The following is a 21656-nucleotide window of genomic DNA, read 5'->3' as shown; positions in this document are numbered from 1 at the left end:
TTTTGGGCGTCAACAGGCCGTGAGAATGGAAAAAACGCTGTTGGCAGACAGAGCGCCTGTCCAGCAGGGTTTGTGCAAGTTTTGGGCGCCATCAATCCGTGAGAGTGGAAAAAACGCTGTTGGCTGACAGAGCGCCTGTCCGGTGGGGTTTGTGCAAGTTTTACGCGTCAACAGACCGTGAGAATTGAAAAAACGCAGTTGGCTGACAGAGCGCCTGTCCGGCGGGGTTTGTGCAAGTTTTGGGCGTCAGTTAGCGCTGACTCAGGCTGGAATGTCGGCATCTCAGAGTGGGGTTTGCTACCATGGCGGTTTTACCGGCCAGCAGGTTGCCTCTCGTCTATGACTCCCTCCAGTACGCTTCGTATCGCGACCTTTAATGCCAGCATGGAAGCCGGTAATTACGCCGTGGACGGCGGGCCGCTGGATCCCTCGGCGCTGGCCCGGAATCTGGCCTCCGGGGCCCATCCGCAGATTCGCAATATCGCCGAGATCATTCAGCGGGTGCGTCCGGATATCCTGCTGCTGAATGAGTTTGATTACATCGATGACCCCGGCGCCGGTGCCGAGGCGTTCATCCATCACTACCTCAAGGTGGGCCAGAAAGGGCAGCCGGGCATCGACTATCCCTACTATTACTGTGCGCCGGTCAATGCCGGTGAGCCCAGTCCGCTGGACATCGACGGTGACGGCGTCGCATCGGGGACGCTGGGGGACGCCTATGGATTTGGTGCCTACCCGGGTCAGTACGGCATGCTGGTGTTGTCCCGCTATCCGATCGATCACCCACGGGTGAGGACGTTTCGTCAGTTTCTGTGGCACCGCATGCCGGGTGCTTTGCCGGTCACCCATCCGGATGGTCGACCGTTTTACGATGAGGCGACCCGGTTGGGAATGCGGCTCTCCTCCAAGTCGCACTGGGACGTGCCCATCGTGGTGGGGGAGCAGACGCTGCACCTGCTGGCCGCCCACCCGACGCCGCCGGTGTTTCATGGGCCGGAAAAGCGCAACGCCGCCCGCAACTACGACGAGATTCGTCTGTGGGCCGACTACATTGACCCGCAAAAAAGCGCTTACCTGGAGGACGACAAGGGTCAGAAAGGCGGTTTGGCAGCGGCAAGTCGTTTTGTGATTGTCGGAGATTACAACGCGTCGGCTGTTGAGGGCGACAGCCACCCCGGGGCCATTGAACAGCTGTTGCATCATCCCGGGATTCAGGCCGACCCGGTGCCGGGCAGCGATGGTGGCCGTGACCATTCACCGGATAATCCCTATGGGGCGCAGCATACTGCCGCCTGGCGGGCCCGGGTGGATTACGTGTTGCCGTCGAGTTGTGGTTGGAGGGTGATTCAGTCCGGGGTGTTCTGGCCGACACGCCGAAGCCGGTTGCAGCGACTGGTGGCCAACCGCCAGGCGTCGTCGGATCATCGTCTGGTATGGCTGGACGCGGTGTTGACCCCCTGACTGACATGCACCAAACGCATACCGCTGTTGCATTTATTTCAACTGCGTTTGCTCTGGTAGCCTTGCTAAATGGGGAGTAGCATTGGCGCCCGATTTGTTTGATTGAGCGTGTTGATGCGATCCCAATCCCTGTTTGCTCAATTGCTGAGAATGACCCTGCTGCTGGGCGTGGTGCTCTATGGCGTTCACCACAGCAGTGGCCTGCTGGCGGCCTTGTCCGATCATGCCATGGATTCGGGCTGTCATGCCGGCGACGGTGGCTCCGAACATCAGCACGCTGAGACAAAGTCGATGTCGCATCATCATCTTCATCGGGGAATGCCTTCCCCTATGTCCGAATAAGACCGCGTTCTACCTCGCCCTTGGTGGCCGCCATGGCCATTGCATTTCCCTGGAGTTGTTTTGAGTATTTTCCGTTTTCCTCTGTTGGTGTGGATGGGCATCGCCGTGCTGATCATCAGCCTGGGCATTCGCCAGTCCTTTGGCATTTTTCTCACCCCAATGGTGGAGAGTTTTGGTACCGGCCGGGAGTTCTTTTCTTTGGCCATCGCCGTCCAGAACCTGTTGTTCGGACTGTTTCAGCCCCTGGTGGGGATGGCGGCGGATCGCTATGGGGCCAGCAAGGTCATGGCGCTGGGCGCCATCGCCTATGGCAGCGGCTTGCTGATGACGGCGTTGACTACCGAACCCAACTGGCTGTTCGTGTCGCTGGGGGCCTTGGTGGGCTTGGGTCTGAGTGCCACCAGTTATGTGATTGTGTTGGGGGCGGTGGCACGGGCGGTGCCGCCACAGCATACCGCCAAGGCCTTTGGCCTGACCACCGCCGCCGGTTCCTTTGGCATGTTTGCGGTGATCCCCGGCGCTCAGGCGATGCTGCACCAGTTTGACTGGCGCTTCACCATGGAACTGTTTGCCCTGATCTGCACCTTGATGATTGCGTTTGCTTCTTTCGTTAAGCCTGCCTGTCCTTCACAGCCCAGCGAAGTGTTGCCGAAGCAGACTCTGAAACAGGCTCTGAAAGAGGCGTCTGCTCACCGTGGCTACTGGTTTATCCACCTGGGGTTCTTTGTCTGCGGCTTCCATGTGATGTTCATTGCTACCCACCTGCCGGCCTATCTGGCGGACCAGGGCTTGTCGGCGCAGGTGGCCGCCATGGCGCTGGCCTACGTCGGCATCTTCAACATCTTCGGTTCCTATTTCTGGGGACTGTTGGGGGATCATTTTGATAAGCGCTATGTGATGAGCGGCCTGTATCTCATGCGCACCGGGGTGATCGCCGCCTTTGTGACTCTGCCGGTGACCGAGCACACCGCAGCGCTATTTGGGGGGGCCATCGGCTTTTGCTGGCTGGGCACCGTGCCGCTGACCTCGGGACTGGTGCGGCAGATTTTTGGTGCCCGTTACCTGTCTACCCTGTATGGGCTGGTGTTTTTTACCCATCAACTGGGCAGCTTTCTCGGCGCCTGGGTCGGTGGATTGATTTTCGACCATTACGGCAGCTATCAGCCCATCTGGTGGACCACGGTAGTGATGGCGGCGCTGGCGGCGGTGTTGCACCTGCCGATCAACGCCCGCCCCGTGCCCCGGCTGCAACTGCAGCCGGCCTGAGTCATCCCTGCTGCGCGGCGGCAGAATCGGCGCCGCCCCCCAGTGACCGGTAGAGGTTAACCATCGACTGCATCCGGTCCCGTTTGATCTGTGACAGCGCCAGTTGGGCACTGAACAGCTGACGCTGGGCATCGAGCAGATCCAACGAGGTGGCGACGCCATTGGTATAGCGCAGCCGTGCCAGTCGCACGTACTCGGTAGAGCTGGCCACCAACTCCTCCTGTGCGGTAATGGCCAACTGTGAGCGATGGTAAGCGTTGATGGCGTCATTCACTTCGAAATAGGCGGTCAGCACCACGGCGCGGTAGGCCAGCAAGGCCTGCTCGGCGTTCTCCTTGGCGATGTCGTACTCGGCGCTGATGCGCCCGGCATTGAACAGCGGTGCCGTCAGCCCCCCCAGCAGCGACCAGGTCACGCCCTGGCTGTCGAGAATGTCTCCCAGCTGCTCGCTTTCGTGGCCATAGCTGCCGCTGATGGTGAACGAAGGGAAGAACGCGGTCTTGGCAACGCCGACATTGGCGGTGGCCGCAATCAACTGCTGTTCGGCAACCTGTACGTCTGGCCGCTGAGTCAGCATGGCGGAGGGCACGCCCACCGACAGGTTGTCCGGCAGCTGTTGAAACGGCTGGTCGACCCGGGTGTCCGGTTGCAGCGCCTGGTCAAAGCTGCCCAGCAGAATCCGCAGTTGGTTGGCGGTCTGCTTGCGTTCGAAATCCAGCTGCGGCAGCGTCACCCGCGCCGACTGGTATTCTACCTCGGCTTGCCTGACTTCCAGCCCGGATATGACGCCGTTGGCCCGGCGCAGCCGTGCCAGTTCCAGCTCCTTGAGACGCAGTTCTACGGTGCTGGCAGAGATGCGGTAGCGCTGCTCCACATCCAGCCACTGGTAGTAGCGGCTGGCGACGTCACTGATCAGGCTGACGGTGGCCAGGGCCATCTGCTGTTCACTGGACAGCAGGTTGGCGTAACTGGCCTGACTGCGGCGGCGATTGGCTCCCCACAGATCCAGCTCCCACGACACCACTCCGGCCAGATACAGGGTGTCCTCAATGTCGGGGTCGGTACTGGTGAGGCCGCTGTCCACAGACCGTTCTCCGCTGGCGCTGAGGCTGAGCTCGGGGTACAGGGCGGCGTCGGTGACCGTGACCTGGGAGCGGGCCGCCCGTAACTTGGAGGCCGTGGACTGCAGATCCAGGTTTTGAGCCAGGGCCTGCTCGATTAACCGCTGCAGGTTGGGGTCCCGGTAATACTGGCGCCAGGACTGTTGACCAAGGTGAGTGGTGCTGACGGTATCTGTGTTGTCGTGATACTGAGCCGGCAGGTCCAACTGGGGCCGCTGATAGTCAGGCCCCAAGGCGCAACCACTCATGATCAAGGCCAACAGCAGCGGGCTGTAGGGGCGCAGGTGTGTCATAAGCGTTCTCCCGCCGTTGCGGTTGAGGGGGCCTTGCTGTCTCGTCCCTTAAACCAACCGGCACAGGTAACGAAGAACAGTGGCACCAGCACGATGCCGATGGTGGTGGCGAACACCATGCCGCCGAGGATGGGAATGGAGATCGACTGGCGGCTGACCGCGCCCGGTCCGGTGGACAGTACCAGTGGCAGTACCCCGAGAATGAAGGCCATCGAGGTCATCAAAATCGGCCGGAACCTCAGGTTGGCCGCCTCCATGGCCGCGTCGAGACGGCTGCGACCCTGTTGGTGCAATTGGTTGGCGAACTCCACGATCAGGATCGAGTTCTTGGCCGCCATGCCGATGAGGGAGATAAAGGCCACCTGGAAAAACAGGTTGCTCTCCATGCCACTGACCAGGGTCGACAGCGACGCCCCCAGCATGGCAATGGGGGCGATCAGCAACACCGCCACCGGGATGGTCCAGCTTTCGTACAGCGCCGCCAGGAACAGGAATACGAACACCATGGCCAGGGCGATGGCGATGCTGGTCTGGTTGGCGGATTGCACCTCCTGATAGGTCAGGCCGGTCCACTCGTAGCGAAACTCATTGGACAGCATCGGCGTGGCCACCCGCTCGATGGCCTTGATGACATCACCTGTGGCGTAGCCGGGTGCCGGGGTGACATTGATGGAGGCACTGGAGAACAGGTTGTAGTGAGTGACGGCCGCCGGTCCCACGGTGTAATCATAATGGGCCAGTACGCCGATGGGCACCATGGCGCCGCTGGCGGAGCGCACGTAGTAGTCCTTAATCTGACTCGGGAACTGGCGGTAGCTGTCTTCGGCCTGAATCTTGACCCGGTAGACCCGACCAAACAGGTTGAAGTCATTGACGGTGGAGGAGTCGGTAAAGGTTTTGATGGTGCCATAGATGTCGGAGACGTTGACGCCGATGGCCATCGCCTTGGCTTCATCCACCGACAGCTTCAGTTGCGGAATGGCCGCCTGCAGCGACAGACCCGCCCGGGCCACTTCCGGTTGCTGTTTCAGCTGTTCCACCAGTTGGCCGGCATTCTCCATCAGCCCCTTGAAGTTGGTGCCTGAGGTGTCCTGCAACTCCATCTCGACGCCGGCACCGTTGCCCAGCCCGGGGACCGCCGATGGCAGGTACAGGTTGAACTCCGCCTCCAGCACCTGGTTGAGTTCCCGTTGAATCTGATGCATTACCCGCTTGATGGTGGCCCCGTCTTGTTTTCGCTCGGGCCAGGGTTTAAGAATCACTTCGAACTGGCCGTTGGCCTGGTTGGAGCCGGAGCGGCGATTCTCGCCCGCCAGGGTAAAGGAGTAGGCCACCGCCGAATGGGCCATCACGTGTTGCTCGGCTTTTTTCAGTACCTCCTGGGTGCGGTTTACCGTCGAGCCGTCCGGCAGGGTCATGTCGATGAAAAACCGTCCCTGATCCTCATCGGGCATAAAGCTGGCGGGCAGGGAGGTCATGATCATATACACCGCCACCACCATGGCGGCAAACACCAGGTAGCTGCGGCCGGCGTTGCGGTTGGTGAGCCCCACCAGCGCCACGTACTTGTTGGTGCTGACATCCAGTTTGTGGTTGAGCCAGCGGAAAAAACGCGGTCGCTGGCCGTTGTCGGGTTTGAGCAGCAAGGCGCACAGGGCCGGGCTCAGGGTCAGGGCCACCACGGTGGAGATCAGCACCGCCACGGTAATGGCCACCGCAAACTCCCGGTACATGATGCCGGTAATGCCGGCGAGGAAGGAGACCGGCACAAACACCGCCGCCAGCACCAGGCTGGTGGCCACCAGGGCGCCGGACAGCTCTTTCATGGCGGCCCGGGTGGCATCGGCGGCGCTCATCCCTTTCTCGTTGATCAGCCGCTCGACGTTTTCCACCACCACGATGGCATCGTCGACCACGATGCCGATGGCCAGCACCAGCGCCAGCAGGCTAACGGTATTGATGGTGAAACCGAAGGCCAGCATCGCCGCCAGGGTGCCCACCAGTGACACCGGCACCGCGATGGCGGGGATCAGGGTGGCGCGCAGGTTCTGCAGAAACAGGTACACCACCAGCACCACCAGGATCAGCGCTTCGATCAGGGTCTGCACCACCTCGGAGATGGAGTCTTCGATAAACAGTGACGCGTCGTAGAACACCTGCCAGTCCATGCCCTGAGGGAACTTCTGCGCCAGCTCTGCCATGGTCTGTTTGACCCTCTGGGTGACCTCCAGGGCGTTGGCGCCGGGCAGCAGGTAGACCTGCAAAATGGTGGCGTTCTGGCCATTGAGCTGCGACTGCAGGGTGTAGGCCGAGGAGCCCAGCTCGATGCGGGCGATGTCCCGCAGCCGAATCAACGAGCCGTCACTGTTGGCGCGGACGATCACCTCTTTAAACTGCTGCACGCTCGACAGCCGGCCGGCTGCGGTGATGGGCAGGGTCAGGCTAAGATCGTCCACATTGGGCTGGGTGCCAATGGTGCCGGCGGGGCTCTCTTTATTCTGCGCCTTGATGGCGCTGATGACGTCGCTGGTGGTGAGGCCATGGCCGGCCATCTGGTCCGGTTTCAGCCACACTCGCATCGAGTAACTGCGAGAGCCGGTGTTGCGGGTGCGGCCGACGCCGGGAATCCGTCGCAGCGCCGATTCGATGTTAATGGTGGCGTAGTTGCTGAGGTAGATCTCGTCGAAGCGCTCATCGCTGGAGGTCAGTGCCAGCTTCAGCAGCTCCACCGAGGCCTCTTTGGAGACCGAGACCCCTTCGGTCTGGACATCGATGGGCAGACTGCCCGAGGCCTGTTGGGTGGCGTTTTGAACGTCCACCGCCGCCAGATCCGGGTTGGTGCCGACATCAAAGGTGATGGTGACGTTGGTGCTGCCGGAGTTGGTGCTCTTGGAGTTCATGTAGATCATGTTGGGCACCCCGTTGACCTCCTGCTCCAACGGCGTCGCCACCGATTCGGCGGCGGTGGTGGAGCTGGCTCCGGGGTAGGAGGCGGAGATCTTCACCTGTGGCGGGGTGATGTAGGGGTACTGATCGATGGGCAGTTGAAACATGGCGATCAGCCCCAGCAGCACGATGACGATGGAGATGACGCTGGCGAAGACCGGTCGATTGACGAAGAACTGGGCCATTACTCTTGCTCCTGTTCCTGCTGCTGCTCAATCTTCTGCTGCTCCAGGGCGTCCGCTTTCTCCTTGGCGTCCTCGCGGGCCTTGTACTCCTCGGCGGTTAACGGCTGCGCCAGCTGGCCGTGGCTGACCCGGTGCATTCCTTCGACAATCACCAGTTCGCCGGCGCGCAGGCCGCTTTTGACCACCACACCTTCCTTGCCTTGATGCTCGATGACGATAAAACGACGCTCGACGCTGTTGTCGTCCAGCACCACCATCACGTAGACGCCGCCCTGATCGACCCGGGTGGCTTTCTGGGGAATGACGATGGCGTTGTCGATCTCAGACAGCTTGATGCGCACGTTGGTGTATTGGCCTGGCAGCAGTTCCCGATCTGGATTGGGCAGTACCGCCCGTACCTCAAAGGTGCCGGTTTCCGGGTTGACCGAAGGGTCGGTAAAGCTGACATCACCCCAGTAACGGTATTGGCTGTTGTCCGGTAGGGTGATCTGCACAAAGCCTTCGACCGCCTTGCCCTCGGTTTCCGCCTCGATTTTGGCGCTGCTGCTGGTCATGCGGCGGCGGGCATTGAGGTAGTCCAGTGCCGACATGTTAAAGCTGACGTAGATGGGGTCCACCTGCTTAACCCGGGTCAGCAGCGATTGCCCCTTGCTGCCCACCAGGGCGCCGATGTCCACTTCGGAGCGGCTGACCAGGCCGTTGATGGGTGCCTTGATGTCGGTGTAGCTCAGTTCCAATTCGGCTTCTTCCAACTCTGCCTGACTGGCTGCGCGGTTGGACTTGGCCTGGGCCAGAATCGACAGGGCGTTGTCGAAATCGAGCTGACTGGCGGCGTCCTGCTCGTACAGCGGTTGCAGTCGCTTCACATCGCGCTGGGCTTTTTCCAATGCCGCCTGCTGCGACTCCAACTTGGCCTTCAGCCGGTTCACCACCGCAACGTAGGGCTTGTTGTCGATCTGGTACAGCAGCTCGCCGGTCTCCACCGCGCTGCCCTCCACAAAGGTCTTGTCTTCGACAAAACCGTCGATGCGGGCGCGCACTTCGACATCCAGCGAGGCGCGGGTCACGCCGACGTAGTTGCCGTACAGCGGCACGGTAGCGGTGCCGACCTTCTCTACCACCACCAGTTTGGGAGTCAGTTCCATGGGCGGCTGTTTACAGCCTCCCAGCAATAGCAGGCTGGCGGCGAGGCCGCAGAGCAGGGGGGTACGCGCTGTGTGAAGCATGGTCGTTATCCGCAGTGGCGGCGAACGTCAAGGGCGTCCGCCTCGGTGATCCGTACCGAGCCGTGTACACACAGAATCTGGCGGGTTACCGAGGCAAGTGCTCGGTGTTTTCTGCCGCATCCTGCGGGCACAAAAGTAATCGATATGAGTAAGTTATAGCCGTAGTGTAGAGCTTAACGGCCTTCGAATTCAATGGCTGACTGGCCGTGGCGGCCAGCGTGACGGGCGAATTCCCTATGCCGCTGTCAGCGGTTGTCGGTTTACTTTGCCCTCAAGGCCTGTTTGCCCCTGGCGGTCATAAAACCGTTATCTGTTTGTCATCGGGCCAGTCTAGCTTCGGCGTGATTTTTCAATAACTAAGGATGGAAAAGTGAAGAATCTCAATCGTCGACAGTTTATGACCCTCGGTGGCGGCGCAGTCGCGGCCAGTTTTGCGGTACGTCATCACAGTGCCCATGCCTTCTCGCTGTTCAGCCAGCCGGCACAGCGGCCACCTCAGCCGGACAATCGCAGTATCGATGTCGAAGCCGCCGCCTCGGTGTTTCCCCTCTCGGTGGCCTCGGGTGACCCTTGCGACAGCGGTGTGATGCTGTGGACCCGTATCGAACCGAGCCGGTATCAGCCTGGTGATTCGGCGCTGGTGGAGGTGTATGAAGATGCCGCCATGACCAGCCTGACGTTGGTGCTGGAGGTGGATGCCGCTGAGTTCGGCCCCGAAGGCGACTACACCCTGAAGGTGGATCTTCAGGGCTATTTGTCGGCCGAGCGGGCGTATTACTACCGCTTTGTGTATGCCGGAGTCAGCAGTCGACTGGGCCGCTGTCGTACCAGCGCTCCTCGAGGGGTGGACAGTGACGCGGTTAAGCTGGCGGTGCTGACCTGCCAGGATTACACCAATGGCTACTACGGCGCTCTGGATCATGTCGCCGATGATGACAGCCTGGACTTTGTGGTGCATCTGGGAGATTTCATCTACGAAAGTGTCGGTGACCCCAGGTTTCAGGAATTGCCGTTTGAAGACCGCCTGATTCAACTGCCCAGTGGCGGTGTGGTGGCCATGGATCTCAATGACTACCGTCACCTGTACCAGAGCTACCGCAGCGACCGTTCGTTGCAGCGGGCGATGGAGAACCACACCTGGATCATCGCCACCGACGATCACGAAACCGCCAACGATGCCTACTGGGATTACGACCGCGATACCCTGGGGGTGCCGGATCACCCCTATAGCACCGATGAGCAGTACGGCAATGATCCGGCACGGCTGACTCAGCTGAAGCTGGACTCGCAACGAGCCTGGCTGGAATACACGCCGACCCGGGTCAGCGTTAACCCTGAGGCGAGTCATCCTCACCAGTACAGCCGCATCTACCGGGAGTTCTATTTTGGTGATCTGCTCAGCCTGTACATGACCGACAGTCGCAGCTACCGAAGCCCTCATCCCTGCGGGGAAGGGGATGCGCTGCAGCGTTATGTGCCGCTGGGCTGCACCAACATGGACAACGCCGATCGCACCATGCTGGGACAGACTCAGAAGCGCTGGCTCATCGACGGCCTGACCGCCAACGACACTCGCTGGAAGGTGATGGGTAATCAGACCTACATGGGACGGATGGCGGCCACGTTGCTGGGCAAGCCGTTGGCGCTGATCAACGTGGATGCCTGGGACGGTTATCAAGCGGAGCGGCAGCAGATCGTCGAAGCGGTGAAAGGCGCCGACGTCGATAACTTCGTGGTACTCACCGGTGATCTGCACAGCTACATCAGTTCCTATGTGAAGCTCGATTACAGTAAGTCACTGAATCTGCGCAGCAGCAATCTGGTCGGAGTGGAGTTCATGACCCCGTCGGTGACCTCCGCCGGCATTGTCGATGGTCTGGCCAACTTGTTGAACCGGGAGCTGAAGCGGGCCGACATTGTCGATGCCTTGTCGGAAGCGGCGATGATCATCAATAACCCGCACATGAAGCTGTTTAACAGCAAGGATCACGGCTACTCGACCATCGAGTTTCAGCGCAGTCATTGCGAGTGGACCGCATACTGCGTCGACAAGAACCACCGAGAGGGTGCCCGCACCACTCTGGCCCGTCACCGCAAATACAGCGGCTTTCCATGGATTTTCCGCCAATCGGTGTAAATTCCGGTGCCGCCTGAGCCGGAGCCAGGCGGCTGCAACAGCTTGAAACGTTATTGGAATGTTAATCGGCTACGGTCAATGGTAGCTTCATGCGGCTAAGGAGTGACTTGGTTTATGTTTGATAAGGGATGATCATGATTAAGACCGTTTTGAAGCGCCTGGGGATTGGGGTGCTGTCGCTGGTGGTAGTGGCTGGCGGCTTTGCCGCGCACGAATGGTACGCCGACAAGCCGGTGATGCTGCGGGCGTTTCTGGATCGAACGCTGATTAAGATGGCCTTTGACAGCCCGGAAACCCTAACGTCGCTGGGATTTTTGGAGTCGGTGGGCATCAATGGTCATAACGCCGAACTGGACGATGACAGCCCCGAGAAAGGGGACCAGATGCTCAATGAGCTGCTGGCGGCCAGGGAGGTGTTGCTGAGCTACGACGATGCCGATCTCAACGAGGATGAGCGGCTGTCTAAAGATGTGGCGCTGTATCTGCTGAATTTCATGGAGCAATCGCAGCAATTTCGCTATCACAACTACCCGGTGAACCAGCTGTTTGGTATTCAGAACGGCTACCCCAGCTTTATGCAGGCTAAGCACCCGATCACCAGCGTCGAGGACGCCGAGTTTTATCTGTTGCGGTTGCAGAAAGTGGAACGCAAATTCCAGCAGAACCTGCAGGGGCTTAAGCTCCGTGAACAGAAGGGCATCATTCCTCCCCGGTTCGTGATCGAGCGGGTGTTGGAGGAGATGAATGATTTTGTGGCTACGCCGGTCACCGATAACATCCTTTATACCTCGCTGGATGAGCGCCTGTCTGCGCTGGAGGAGCTGGAGCCAAATGAGAAGCAGCGGTTGCTGGCGGCCGCCGCCGCCAACATTCGTGACTACGTGCATCCGGCTTATCAGGTGTTCATCGACTACTTTGTGGCGCTCAAACCCAAAGCTGGCAATGACGACGGCTTCTGGCACCTGCCCGATGGCGACCAGGCCTATGCGGCGTCGCTGCAGTTGTTCACCAGCACCGATTACAGCGCCGATGAGATTCATCGGCTGGGGCTGGCGGAAGTGGACCGCATTCAGGCACAGATGTTGAGTATTCTGGCCGGCCAGGGCATCGACACCGACGCTGGCTTTACCGCGGCCATCGATACCCTGGCCGCCGATCCCCGTTTCTATTTCGAAGACAGTGATGCGGGGCGACAGCAGATCCTGGCTGAGTATCAGCGCATTCTGGATGAGATCAATGCCGGGCTGGATGGGGCGTTTAACATTCGCCCCCGGGCCGGCATGGAGGTCGTTCGAATTCCTGAGTTTAAAGAGAAGACTTCCCCTGGCGCCTATTACGAGCAACCGTCACTGGATGGCGCTCGTCCGGGCCGCTTCTTTGCCAACCTGTATGACATCAAGGCAACCCCCAAGTACAGCATGCGTACCCTGGCGTATCACGAAGGGATTCCCGGTCACCACTTTCAGATTGCGGTGGCCATGGAGTTGGAAGGCCTGCCGTTTTTCCGCCGCATGTCGCCGTTTACCGCCTACGTCGAGGGCTGGGCCCTGTACGCGGAGCAGGTGGCCTGGGAGTTGGGGTTCCAACAGGATCCGCTGGACAACCTGGGCCGTTTGCAGGCGGAGCTGTTCCGCGCTGTCCGCCTGGTGGTGGACACCGGCATCCATGCCAAGCGTTGGAGCCGAGAGCGTGCCATCGATTACATGCAGGCCAACACCGGCATGGCCAATTCCGACGTAGTGGCGGAGATTGAGCGCTACATCGTCATGCCGGGGCAGGCCACGTCCTACAAGGTCGGTATGATGAAGATACTGGCACTGAGAGAAAAGGCCAGGCAGGCCCTCGGTGAGCAGTTTGAACTGGCGGCATTTCATGATGCGGTATTGAAAAACGGCGCCTTGCCGTTGAGCATTCTGGAGCAGGTGGTGGATGAGTACATCGCCACCACCCAGAGCCTGGCCAAGGCCGGCTAATCGCTGCCAACAATGACACGGGGCCCCATGGCCCCGTTGTTATTTGAGGCGGGTCACCACGCGAATGAAACCGTAGTCGCTTTCGGTGATCAGCAGGTTGCCCAGATTATCCAGCGAGATGGCCCGGGGTTCGCTGATTTTCTCTCCCGGTTGATTAAACGGCCGGCCGTCGCCGCCATGCTGATGGTCGCGGCCGCCATCTACAAACAGGTGGATGAACCCGGACGGGTCGACAAACCACACCTGTCCGCCCTTATGAGTGGCCAGAAAGTAGCCGCCGTTGGGGTGAAACCAGATACCGCGTACCTGATACAGTCCGGTCTGAGTGGCCTTAAAGCCATCGCCACCGCCATTGATTCGCCCGTTTCCGGCCACCACCTGTTTACTGCCATCGGCGGAGATTCGATAGACTCGGTGGGCCTGGCGGTCGGTGACATAGAGCTGGCCCTGGCCGTTCACCGCCAGGTTGGCCAGTTGTTTGAAGCCGTCCGCCACCACTTTAATCCCGTGTTCTGGTGTCCATTGTTTCAACAGCTTGCCCGAGCTGTAGTACACCAGAGACGCATCCCGGTTCACCCAGAGACCGCGACCGGTCTGAATGCCATCGGGATCGGTGAACAGGGTCGAGAGTTCGCCACTGCGGCTTAGCTTGCGAACCTTGCCGTTGCCGGTGTCGAGGATGAAGGTGGTGCCATCGGGGTAGACCCACAGGCCATTGGGGCCATTGAGTCGTCGCTCTGTGGCCGGGCCGGGTTGGTTGCCGTCGTCGCCGGCTTCGCCAGTGCCGGCAACCGTGAAAATGCGGCCATCGGCGCTGATCTTGCGAATGGCATGGGCGTCTTTGTCCACCACCATGATATTGCCTCTGGCGTCGGCGATGGCGTGGTGAGGCCGGGAAAGCTCGGCCCGGGTGGCGGGCGCCGCTTCAAACTGAGGCCGCCAACCGTTGGCGTATTTGTCCCGAATTTTGCCAACACCGCCGACGGTATAGAGGTTGCCGTATCCCGCGCAGAAATCGCTGTAGGTGGTGTAGTCATTGCTGCCAGCAGCCAGAGTGGCGGAGATCAGGGCGCCGAAACTGATGGCGCACCACAATAAAAAATGGGCAAACGGCGTGGTTTTTCTGTGTTCAGATCGCATCTTCCTAGCCTCATTGAAAAAAAACCAGCCATCGCAGGGACAATGGCTGGCGAATCATGACGTGAGATGAATGTTGTTATCACGGTCGTTGCACCGGCGTTCCGCCTGGCTCGCAATGGACGGTGCCCTTTCCGTATTTAAAGCGTACGCTTCTTGACCATCTCAAACCCTGATTTTGATCAAAAGTTTTAACCAAATCTGTCATTGCTGTTTTCACTATCCATATTTTTGGTGGCTTTTCATGGCTACAGTGAACTTATTGGTTGAAACTAATTTTGTATTTTGGCGAGTTTTCACCAGTCGGTGTGAGCTGGATCCTGATCGACGGGTATGCATGAGATTCGAGATCACATCTTGGTGATCGGGCGTTATGTGCATGTTGGATATGCAGTGAAATCAATGTTTCTGGTGGCTTTTCTGACATATGCTTGGGTCATCGTGCGTTCGCCTATTGCCGTTGGCGTGGGCGCCAACGGGGAACGGCCTGTTTCTGTGAGCGGAAGCATGGAGTGGGCCGGCCTTTATCCACACATCCATAGGAAACTAACATGTTTAATGCGCTGTTATTGACCCAAGAGGGCAAAACCACTCAGGCTCAACTGGGCAAGCTTCAGGACAGTGACCTGCCCGAGGGTGAGGTGCTGGTCAGCGTCAGTGCCTCGTCGCTGAACTACAAAGACGGTCTGGCGATCACCGGCACCGGTAAGATCATTCGTGAGTTCCCCATGGTTCCTGGCATCGACTTTGCCGGCACTGTGCTGGAGTCTTCAGACGATCGCTATCAAGCCGGTGATAAAGTGATTTTGACCGGTTGGGGCGTGGGTGAAAACCACTGGGGCGGCATGGCCGAACGTGCTCGGGTCAAAGCCGACTGGTTGGTGCCTATGCCTGCTGGCTGTGATGAGCACAAGGCGATGATGATCGGTACCGCCGGTCTGACGGCCATGTTGTGTGTGCAGGCCCTGCAACAGGGCGGCGTGCGGCCTCAAGACGGTGAGATTCTGGTTACCGGTGCCAGTGGTGGTGTTGGCTCTGTGGCCGTTACCCTGCTGGCCGAACTGGGCTACAAGGTCGTCGCATCCACCGGCCGCATCGAGGAAAATGGCGACTTGCTGCGCAGTTTAGGTGCGTCGGATCTGCTGGCGCGGGAAGAGTTGGAAGACAAGTCTCGGCCACTGGAGCGTCAGCGCTGGGCCGGCATCGTCGATACCGTCGGTAATCAGGTGCTGGCGACGGCCCTGGCACAGATGAACTACGGTGGTACCGCCGCCATCTGCGGTCTGGCCGGCGGCTTTGCCCTGCCGACCACGGTGATGCCGTTCATTTTGCGTGGCGTACGTCTGCAAGGCGTAGATTCTGTGGCCTGTCCGTTCGATAAGCGCCAGCAGGCCTGGGAACAAGCGCTGAAGATTCTGCCACAGAGCTTCTATCAGCAGGCGTGTCAGACCATCAGCCTGGCTCAGGTGCCTGAGTATGCCAGCGAGATCGTCAAAGGTCAGGTGACTGGCCGGGTGATTGTCGCCCTGTAATCGCCGTTACTCGGTGTATCGCGATCAAAAAATCCGCCCTGATGGCGGATTTTTTTGTTTATCATCTTCAATGCTCGTTCAGTGGCCGCGGGCCATCAAGCCAGAGTGCCGCTGAGTACCGGTGCGGTGGCGGCGATGATCTCCTCCCGCAGCCATTGCTGCGCCGAGTCGTGATCGATTCTCGAATGCCAAAACAGGTGGTAATCGATACGGGGCAGGGGAAACGGCAGGGTTTTCACCCTAAGCTCATGTTGTTGGGCGACCTGTTCGGCCAGGCCGGATGGCAGGATCAAAATCATCTGCTTGAAGCCCATCAGTGTCAGGGCATTATCCAGGCTGGGGGTGCGCAGTATCACTTGCCCCCCGGGCCAGGGGGCCATCGCTTCATCCAGTAGTGCCTTGACGCCGTCGCTGATGGCGACGATCGCCAGGGGATAACGCTGAAAATCTTCGGGCTGCAACTGTTTATTGGCAAGGGGATGATCCGGCGCCACCACGGGGCGAACGCCAACCTGGCCCATCTCTTTCTGCATCAGTTGGGTGTTATTACTGATGGCTCGGCACATGGCCACATCCACCCCTTTTAACCCCAATTGAGTTTGCAATTCCTGATGCTGAACCGGAGTGACTTCAATCTGAATCTCCGGGGCGCGTGAATACAGCCGCGGCAGAATTAATGGCATCAGCGCCTGCATGGCAAAGTCGGTAACGGCAATGGTAAATTTTTGTCGACATTGGCTTGGAGTAAACTCCCTCGGTGCCAATAAATGACTGAGTTCGGCGATGGGGGCCTGCAACCGTTGCTGGCAGCTTAGGGCAAAGTCGGTGGGCTGCAGGCTGGGACCGACTCGAGTAAACAGCGGATCGCCAAGCATGGTGCGTAAACGGGATAAAATCCGGCTGGTGGCGGACTGACTCAAGTGCAATCGTTTGGCGGCCTGGGTGACGCTGCGCTCTTCGATAAGAACTTGCAAGGCAATCAACAGGCTAAGATCTCGGCGATACAGTTCTTCTAATTCCATTATTTGCTCGTTGCTAATCTGAACATGATCACAATATCAGCCTGAGAGAAAAAAGGATCCTTTCTTTCTTGCAATATTTGCGTTCATGCCCGATTTGGAACCCATTCCATAATAGGTTTCTGACATTGTTTTTCCTGCTAATTCGATATTTATCCGATATTTGTCCTTCAGAAAAAATAATTCGTGATAAGGGTCTGACTATCCCGTTTTGGAATTGGTTCCATCTTTATGATTTGTCCTGAGATAACTAAACAAGGGTGAGAACCAGATGAGTAATGTTGATCTGTTAGGACGCCGTAACTTTATTAAGGGACTGGGCGCAGCAAGTGTCGCTATGGCCGCACCGGCCATGGCTACCTCCATCAGTTCCGACGGTGTGAAGTGGGATGAGACAGTAGAGATCGCCATCATCGGCTCCGGCTTTGCCGGTCTGGCCGCAGGCATCGAATCTGCTCGTAAGGGCTGTAAGTCAGTCACCATCTTTGAAAAGATGCCGGTATTCGGTGGTAACTCCGCCATTAACGGTGGTCTGTTTGCCGCACCGGGCACGCCGATGCAGAAAGAGAAGGGCGTAAAGGATTCCGTAGACCGGATGGTTGCCGACCAGCTGAAGTCTGGCCGCGGTATCGCCGACGAGGCGCTGCTGCGTCACGTGGCCTCTCACGCCAACGAAGCGCTGAGAATGACTCAGGATGCCGGTGCGGTGTTCCACCCTTACCTGCAGCAACTGGGCGGCCACTCCGTCCCTCGTACTTACCAGACCACGGTAAGCTGTGGTGCCGGCATTACCCAACCTCTGGTACGTGAGTGCCGCAAGGTGGGCGTAAACCTGGTTAGCCGTACCAAGTTTGACGGTTTCATCCTGGATGAAGCGGGCAAAGTGGAAGGTGTGAAGCTGAAGAAGGGCTACTACTTCGGTGAAGAAGATACCGGCGAGAGCATCTACGTTCGTGCGACCCGCGGCGTGATCATGGCCACCGGTGGTTTTGCTCAGAACATCGACCTGCGTATGGCCCAGGATCCAACCCTGACCGCCGAAGTAGGCTGCACCAACGCCAAGGGCGCGACCGGTGAAGGCATGTTCGAAATGTTCCGTCTGGGCGCGATTCCAGTGCACATGGCTCACATTCAGTCCGGCCCATGGGCGTCTCCGGATGAAGGTGGTTTCGGCTACGTGTCTAACTACTCCATCTTTAACTTCCCGCACTCCATCGCGGTAAACCGCATGACCGGTAAGCGTTTCATGAACGAAATTGCCGACCGTAAGACCCGTGCGGACGCCGAGCTGTCCTGTCGTGATGCTAAGGGTGAGGCCCTGCCACCCATCATGATCACCAGCTACGAGCACGCCAACCAGCACCCGAACTGTAAGAAAGTTCTGAAGTACGGTGTCGGCTGGAAGTTTGACTCTCTGGAAGAGCTGGCGAAGCACTTCGACGTGCCGCTGAAGCCTCTGAAAGCCCAAATCGAAGAGTACAACGGCTACGTGAAGTCCGGTGTGGATGAGCAGTTCGGCAAGAACATGGGTAAAGCCAAAGGTAAGTACCTGAAAGCGCCATTCACCGTGGTACGTCTGTGGCCAAAAGTGCACTACTGCCAGGGCGGTGTTCAGGTGAACACCAAAGCGGAAGTGAAAGACAGCTTCACTGGCCAGCGCATCGAAGGTCTGTACGCCGCCGGCGAAGTGTGTGGCGGTATCCACGGTGTCAGCCGTCTGGGTAGCTGCTCCATTCCAGAGTGTATGGTAATGGGCATGACCGCTGCACGCAGCATCATGGGCGCCTGAGTCAACAACGGTTTATAGAGGAATAGATGATGAAAAAGTTAATGACCCTGGCTGCTGTTGCTGCTGTGCTGGCTAGCACAAACGTTGCTGCTGAGATCAAGGCAGACGCTTCCCTGGTAGACCAGGGTATGGTTGAAGGCCGTACGTATCACCAGAAGTTCTACGACAAAGAGAACTGCAAGGTGTGTCACGGCACCAACGCGCCAAGCTACCGTCCTGCTGATGACACCTGCCTGAAGTGCCACAAAGTGGACAAACTGGCTAAGAAAACCGCCCGTAAAGGCGAAGAAGAATGGCAGAACCCGCACAACAACCTGCACTACGGCAAAGAGGTGCCTTGCACCGAGTGTCACGCTGAGCACGAAGCCAAGCAGCCACTGTGTAACGACTGCCACACCTTTAAGTTCGACAAGCATAAGCACTAAAAATATCTGCTGAACTTTATGGGTTAACCGGCATCTTTAGGGGCATCCCCTTCCGATAAGCGCCACCGCTCCTTGGGTGCCGGACACTATTTAGCCCTCTTACCGTTGTTAAAGTAAGAGGGCTTTTATTTTTGGATGACACGATGATGAAAACCTCAATTCTTTTGGCTGGCCTGTTGGCCGCAAATAGCGCGATTGCAGCAGACATTCCTGATTTTCTTGATAAAAAAGAAATTCAGAATGCCGAATTTAAATGCCTGGGTGAACCAGCAACCTATTCTAAATCTGAACAGAAGTACGTTGATATTCTGTGGCAGGAAACTCTGAAGTACCTGGAAGGGTACGCCGTGGCACTGAGTACCACTGACGGCAACTGCCGTAACTCAGATCAGACCATGTATCAGACCAACACTCACGACCTGAAAGGTCCGCAGTACATGTGCATCATGGACCGTCGCGACATGAAACTGATGGTCAAGCACATCTACGCGGTGATCAACAATCCGGACAAAGCCAAGCAGTGCTTCGGTGCCCGTGAAGATGTGAACTGGATCTACAGCCCAGGTGGCGAGCTGGAGAAAAACTCTCCGGTTGCCCAGTGGCTGAACCGCACCACCTTTGAAGAGTTCTTCGACAAGAAGGTGACCGACAAAGAGGTGAAGGAGTTTGGTAAATCGTTCACTAAGAACTTTGCCAAGATGGTGACCGGTGATGACATTCAACTGCCAGCAGCCTTCCCGTTTGACGTCAGTGCCAATGCCTTGCCGAACCTGTGGGCTTCTGTGGGCTGGTTCCCGATGTATGCCGAAGACAGCGAGCGCAACAAGCGCAACTTCGATAAGACCCGGGGCAACTACGCCTACGCCGAAGTCTTCGGTCACTGGGGTCTGCTGCGCATCGATGAGATCAACAACGAGAAAGTGGGCGCCGAAGTGGGCATGGTGACTCAGCGCATCGACTCCTTCTACCCGTACCACAACCACGCCATCTCCGAGATCTACTACACCATGCGCGAGCCAGCGTGTGCCGATGAGTTCCAGAACTTTGCCGTTCGTGAAGACAGCCCGTTGGTGAAAACCATCAGCGAAACCGACACCATTCGTGAGGTGGAGATTGACGCCGGCATGCCGAATGAGGCGTGGTTCTGGGCCAATACCTCACCGAAGAAAGACGACCTGGCTTACTTCCATCAGAACACCATCCACGCGTTCAACTACAACGGTGCCAACTGTCACGCCAAGCCAGAAGAGAAGGCGATTGTGACCGTGTGGGCCCGTTCTAACGCCAACGATAAGCGCAACGACTACGGCACCACCCGCCTGTGCGAATCGGCCGAGCACCCCGACACTCCGGCCATGCGCGGCGAGAAGATCCGCTGTGACCTGACCAAGACCAAGTTCTAACGACTCACCCGATGGCTGCCCCCGGTTGGGGGCGGCTGTTGCCCTTGTGAGTTGGATGCCTGCACCACCCCCATAACTACAGGACCGCGCCCCTGGGCATCCGCGCGGCTTTCACAGACTCAACAGCATCCGCTTGCGTGAGCAAGTCGGCTTTGTTGCGCCTGAAAAACAATGATTCTTAAAATAATTAAGGACAGGAATGATGAAATACACAAACACTCTGGCCATGGCAGTGGCAGCCCTGATGGCCGGTGGCAGTTTTACCGTACTGGCTGAAGACGGTATCGATGTCGGTGGTACCGTTCGCGCCAACTACCAGTACAAAAGCTACAGCGACGCCTCCGAAGACAAGATGGGCGACTTCAAGTTCGACATGATGGCGCTGAAATTCAGTGGTGAGCTCAATGGCATTGGCATGGCGGCGGAATACCGCTTCTTCGATGGCTGGGAAAGCCTGCGTTATGCCTACGCTTTCTATGATTTTAACGAGCAGTGGCAGGGCCGCTTCGGCCTGACCAACGTGCCGTTTGGTAACCCGGGTTACATCTCCAACAGCTTCTGGTTTGGCCTGCCTTACTACCTGGGCTTTGAAGACGATTACGACATGGGCGCCACCTTCCACTACGACGGTGGCAGCTGGAAGACCGACATCGGCCTGTTTAAGAATGCCGAATACAGTGCCTCTCGTAACGAGCGCTACTCGACTGACTTGTACAAAGGCACCGTGAACGGCACCGAGTACAACAACGAAGAAACCAACCAGCTAAACCTGCGTCAGGTGTACATCATGGACTATGATGGCGGCAGCGCGACCCTGGGCGGTTCACTGGAGTGGGGCCAGATCTACAACAGCAAGACCGGCGACAACGGCGATCGCTACGCAGTGGCGCTGCACATGGATGCCAAGTACGGCGACTGGAAGCTGCAACTGCAGGCAATGCAGTACGAGTACGATGCCGACAGCCCACAAGATGCCAACAAGATTGCGGTATCCGCCTATGCCTGGCAGTACGAAGTGGCCGCCAAGGGTCAGATCTACAGCGTTAACCTGGCGAAGAGCTTCCCTACCTCCTGGGGCAGCATCACCGTGTATAACGACTTCGGTATGCTGACGCCGGACACCGACGATTCCAGCTATGACGACAGCCTGATGAACGTCACTGGCATGGCCATCGCCGCTGGCCCGACGTACACCTACATCGACTTCATTGCCGGTGAGAACATGTACGCCGCCGGTGTCAACGACCACGTTGGCCTGGCTCAGACCGACAGTGGCTGGGACAACCGCATCAACGTTAACTTTGGCTACTACTTCTAAGTAGCCAGACACAGGGGACAGCAGTCTTGTCCCCGACAGGTTACCGCCGAAGGAGAGAGCGGCGGTAGGGGTTTGGTGACCGG

15 protein-coding genes are annotated in these 21656 nt (G+C 58.3%); 10 read left to right on the top strand and 5 right to left on the bottom strand.

The genetic code is table 11. From position 1 onward, the window contains the following. Positions 1–339: 339 nt before the first annotated feature. The 3 genes from H598_RS0120015 (at position 340) to H598_RS0120005 (ending at position 3069) form a co-directional block, all read left to right on the top strand. Positions 340–1461, top strand: coding sequence for an endonuclease/exonuclease/phosphatase family protein (locus H598_RS0120015; RefSeq protein WP_035416326.1), 1122 nt, complete (start codon positions 340–342; stop codon positions 1459–1461). Between the two features lie 114 nt (positions 1462–1575). After that, positions 1576–1803, top strand: coding sequence for a hypothetical protein (locus tag H598_RS25095; protein ID WP_035416324.1), 228 nt, complete (start codon positions 1576–1578; stop codon positions 1801–1803). 60 nt (positions 1804–1863) lie between these two features. After that, positions 1864–3069, top strand: a complete 1206-nt coding sequence (locus tag H598_RS0120005) for an MFS transporter (protein WP_028114593.1) — start codon at positions 1864–1866, stop codon at positions 3067–3069. 1 nt (position 3070) lies between these two features. Here H598_RS0120005 and H598_RS25090 read toward each other — a convergent pair whose 3' ends face one another. Genes H598_RS25090 through H598_RS0119990 form a run of 3 tightly spaced genes read right to left on the bottom strand, consistent with a single transcriptional unit; the run spans position 3071 to position 8840 of the window. Then, on the bottom strand, positions 3071–4483 hold the full coding sequence (locus tag H598_RS25090) for an efflux transporter outer membrane subunit (protein WP_035416323.1): 1413 nt from the start codon (positions 4481–4483) through the stop codon (positions 3071–3073). Continuing rightward, a complete protein-coding gene (locus tag H598_RS0119995) occupies positions 4480–7614 on the bottom strand; it encodes an efflux RND transporter permease subunit (protein ID WP_028114592.1) in 3135 nt (1044 codons plus the stop codon). Before H598_RS0119995 ends, H598_RS25090 begins: the two co-directional genes overlap by 4 nt. Beyond that, positions 7614–8840: an efflux RND transporter periplasmic adaptor subunit gene (locus tag H598_RS0119990; RefSeq protein WP_051252907.1), complete on the bottom strand. Its 1227-nt coding sequence runs from the start codon at positions 8838–8840 to the stop codon at positions 7614–7616. Before H598_RS0119990 ends, H598_RS0119995 begins: the two co-directional genes overlap by 1 nt. Positions 8841–9210: 370 nt before the next feature. On the opposite strand from H598_RS0119990, the gene H598_RS0119985 reads away from it, so the two are divergent. Together H598_RS0119985 and H598_RS0119980 are read left to right on the top strand one after the other, a co-directional pair. Then, on the top strand, positions 9211–10977 hold the full coding sequence (locus H598_RS0119985; RefSeq protein WP_028114590.1) for an alkaline phosphatase D family protein: 1767 nt from the start codon (positions 9211–9213) through the stop codon (positions 10975–10977). Positions 10978–11111: 134 nt separating this feature from the next. Next, positions 11112–12950 (top strand): DUF885 domain-containing protein, encoded by a 1839-nt coding sequence (locus H598_RS0119980; RefSeq protein ID WP_245595629.1) that lies wholly within the window; start codon positions 11112–11114, stop codon positions 12948–12950. A 39-nt stretch (positions 12951–12989) separates the two neighbouring features. Here H598_RS0119980 and H598_RS0119975 read toward each other — a convergent pair whose 3' ends face one another. Further along, complete coding sequence (locus H598_RS0119975) at positions 12990–14090, bottom strand: NHL repeat-containing protein (RefSeq protein WP_028114588.1); 1101 nt, start codon at positions 14088–14090, stop codon at positions 12990–12992. Positions 14091–14638: 548 nt separating this feature from the next. Between H598_RS0119975 and acuI the strand changes: the two genes are divergently transcribed. Further along, complete coding sequence (gene acuI / locus H598_RS0119970) at positions 14639–15619, top strand: acrylyl-CoA reductase (NADPH) (protein WP_028114587.1); 981 nt, start codon at positions 14639–14641, stop codon at positions 15617–15619. A 95-nt stretch (positions 15620–15714) separates the two neighbouring features. Here acuI and H598_RS0119965 read toward each other — a convergent pair whose 3' ends face one another. Further along, on the bottom strand, positions 15715–16641 hold the full coding sequence (locus H598_RS0119965) for a LysR family transcriptional regulator (RefSeq protein WP_028114586.1): 927 nt from the start codon (positions 16639–16641) through the stop codon (positions 15715–15717). Positions 16642–16909: 268 nt separating this feature from the next. Between H598_RS0119965 and ardA the strand changes: the two genes are divergently transcribed. The 4 genes from ardA (at position 16910) to H598_RS0119945 (ending at position 21573) form a co-directional block, all read left to right on the top strand. Continuing rightward, positions 16910–18427 (top strand): acrylate reductase flavoprotein subunit ArdA, encoded by a 1518-nt coding sequence (gene ardA / locus H598_RS0119960; RefSeq protein WP_028114585.1) that lies wholly within the window; start codon positions 16910–16912, stop codon positions 18425–18427. Positions 18428–18456: 29 nt separating this feature from the next. Then, positions 18457–18852: a cytochrome c3 family protein gene (locus tag H598_RS25085; protein WP_371878139.1), complete on the top strand. Its 396-nt coding sequence runs from the start codon at positions 18457–18459 to the stop codon at positions 18850–18852. Between the two features lie 146 nt (positions 18853–18998). Then, the gene (gene dddY, locus H598_RS0119950) at positions 18999–20255 is read left to right on the top strand and encodes a dimethylsulfoniopropionate lyase DddY (RefSeq protein ID WP_028114584.1); all 1257 of its coding nucleotides are present in this window, start codon (positions 18999–19001) and stop codon (positions 20253–20255) included. Positions 20256–20454: 199 nt separating this feature from the next. Further along, positions 20455–21573: a hypothetical protein gene (locus H598_RS0119945; RefSeq protein WP_028114583.1), complete on the top strand. Its 1119-nt coding sequence runs from the start codon at positions 20455–20457 to the stop codon at positions 21571–21573. Positions 21574–21656 lie beyond the last annotated feature (83 nt).

This window comes from Ferrimonas kyonanensis DSM 18153 (assembly GCF_000425405.1).
Taxonomy (GTDB): domain Bacteria; phylum Pseudomonadota; class Gammaproteobacteria; order Enterobacterales; family Shewanellaceae; genus Ferrimonas; species Ferrimonas kyonanensis.
Note: the sequence above shows the minus strand (reverse complement) of the source record. Positions and strands in the feature narration are given on the sequence as shown.

What these genes read in the sequence shown, in the direction of transcription:
- H598_RS0120015 (WP_035416326.1), top strand. Translation starts at nt 340, where the DNA reads ATGACTCCCTCCAGTACGCTTCGTATCGCGACCTTTAATGCCAGCATG.
- H598_RS25095 (WP_035416324.1), top strand. Translation starts at nt 1,576, where the DNA reads ATGCGATCCCAATCCCTGTTTGCTCAATTGCTGAGAATGACCCTGCTG.
- H598_RS25090 (WP_035416323.1), bottom strand. Translation starts at nt 4,483, where the DNA reads ATGACACACCTGCGCCCCTACAGCCCGCTGCTGTTGGCCTTGATCATG.
- H598_RS0119995 (WP_028114592.1), bottom strand. Translation starts at nt 7,614, where the DNA reads ATGGCCCAGTTCTTCGTCAATCGACCGGTCTTCGCCAGCGTCATCTCC.
- H598_RS0119990 (WP_051252907.1), bottom strand. Translation starts at nt 8,840, where the DNA reads ATGCTTCACACAGCGCGTACCCCCCTGCTCTGCGGCCTCGCCGCCAGC.
- H598_RS0119980 (WP_245595629.1), top strand. Translation starts at nt 11,112, where the DNA reads ATGATTAAGACCGTTTTGAAGCGCCTGGGGATTGGGGTGCTGTCGCTG.
- H598_RS0119975 (WP_028114588.1), bottom strand. Translation starts at nt 14,090, where the DNA reads ATGCGATCTGAACACAGAAAAACCACGCCGTTTGCCCATTTTTTATTG.
- acuI (WP_028114587.1), top strand. Translation starts at nt 14,639, where the DNA reads ATGTTTAATGCGCTGTTATTGACCCAAGAGGGCAAAACCACTCAGGCT.
- H598_RS0119965 (WP_028114586.1), bottom strand. Translation starts at nt 16,641, where the DNA reads ATGGAATTAGAAGAACTGTATCGCCGAGATCTTAGCCTGTTGATTGCC.
- ardA (WP_028114585.1), top strand. Translation starts at nt 16,910, where the DNA reads ATGAGTAATGTTGATCTGTTAGGACGCCGTAACTTTATTAAGGGACTG.
- H598_RS25085 (WP_371878139.1), top strand. Translation starts at nt 18,457, where the DNA reads ATGAAAAAGTTAATGACCCTGGCTGCTGTTGCTGCTGTGCTGGCTAGC.
- dddY (WP_028114584.1), top strand. Translation starts at nt 18,999, where the DNA reads ATGAAAACCTCAATTCTTTTGGCTGGCCTGTTGGCCGCAAATAGCGCG.
- H598_RS0119945 (WP_028114583.1), top strand. Translation starts at nt 20,455, where the DNA reads ATGATGAAATACACAAACACTCTGGCCATGGCAGTGGCAGCCCTGATG.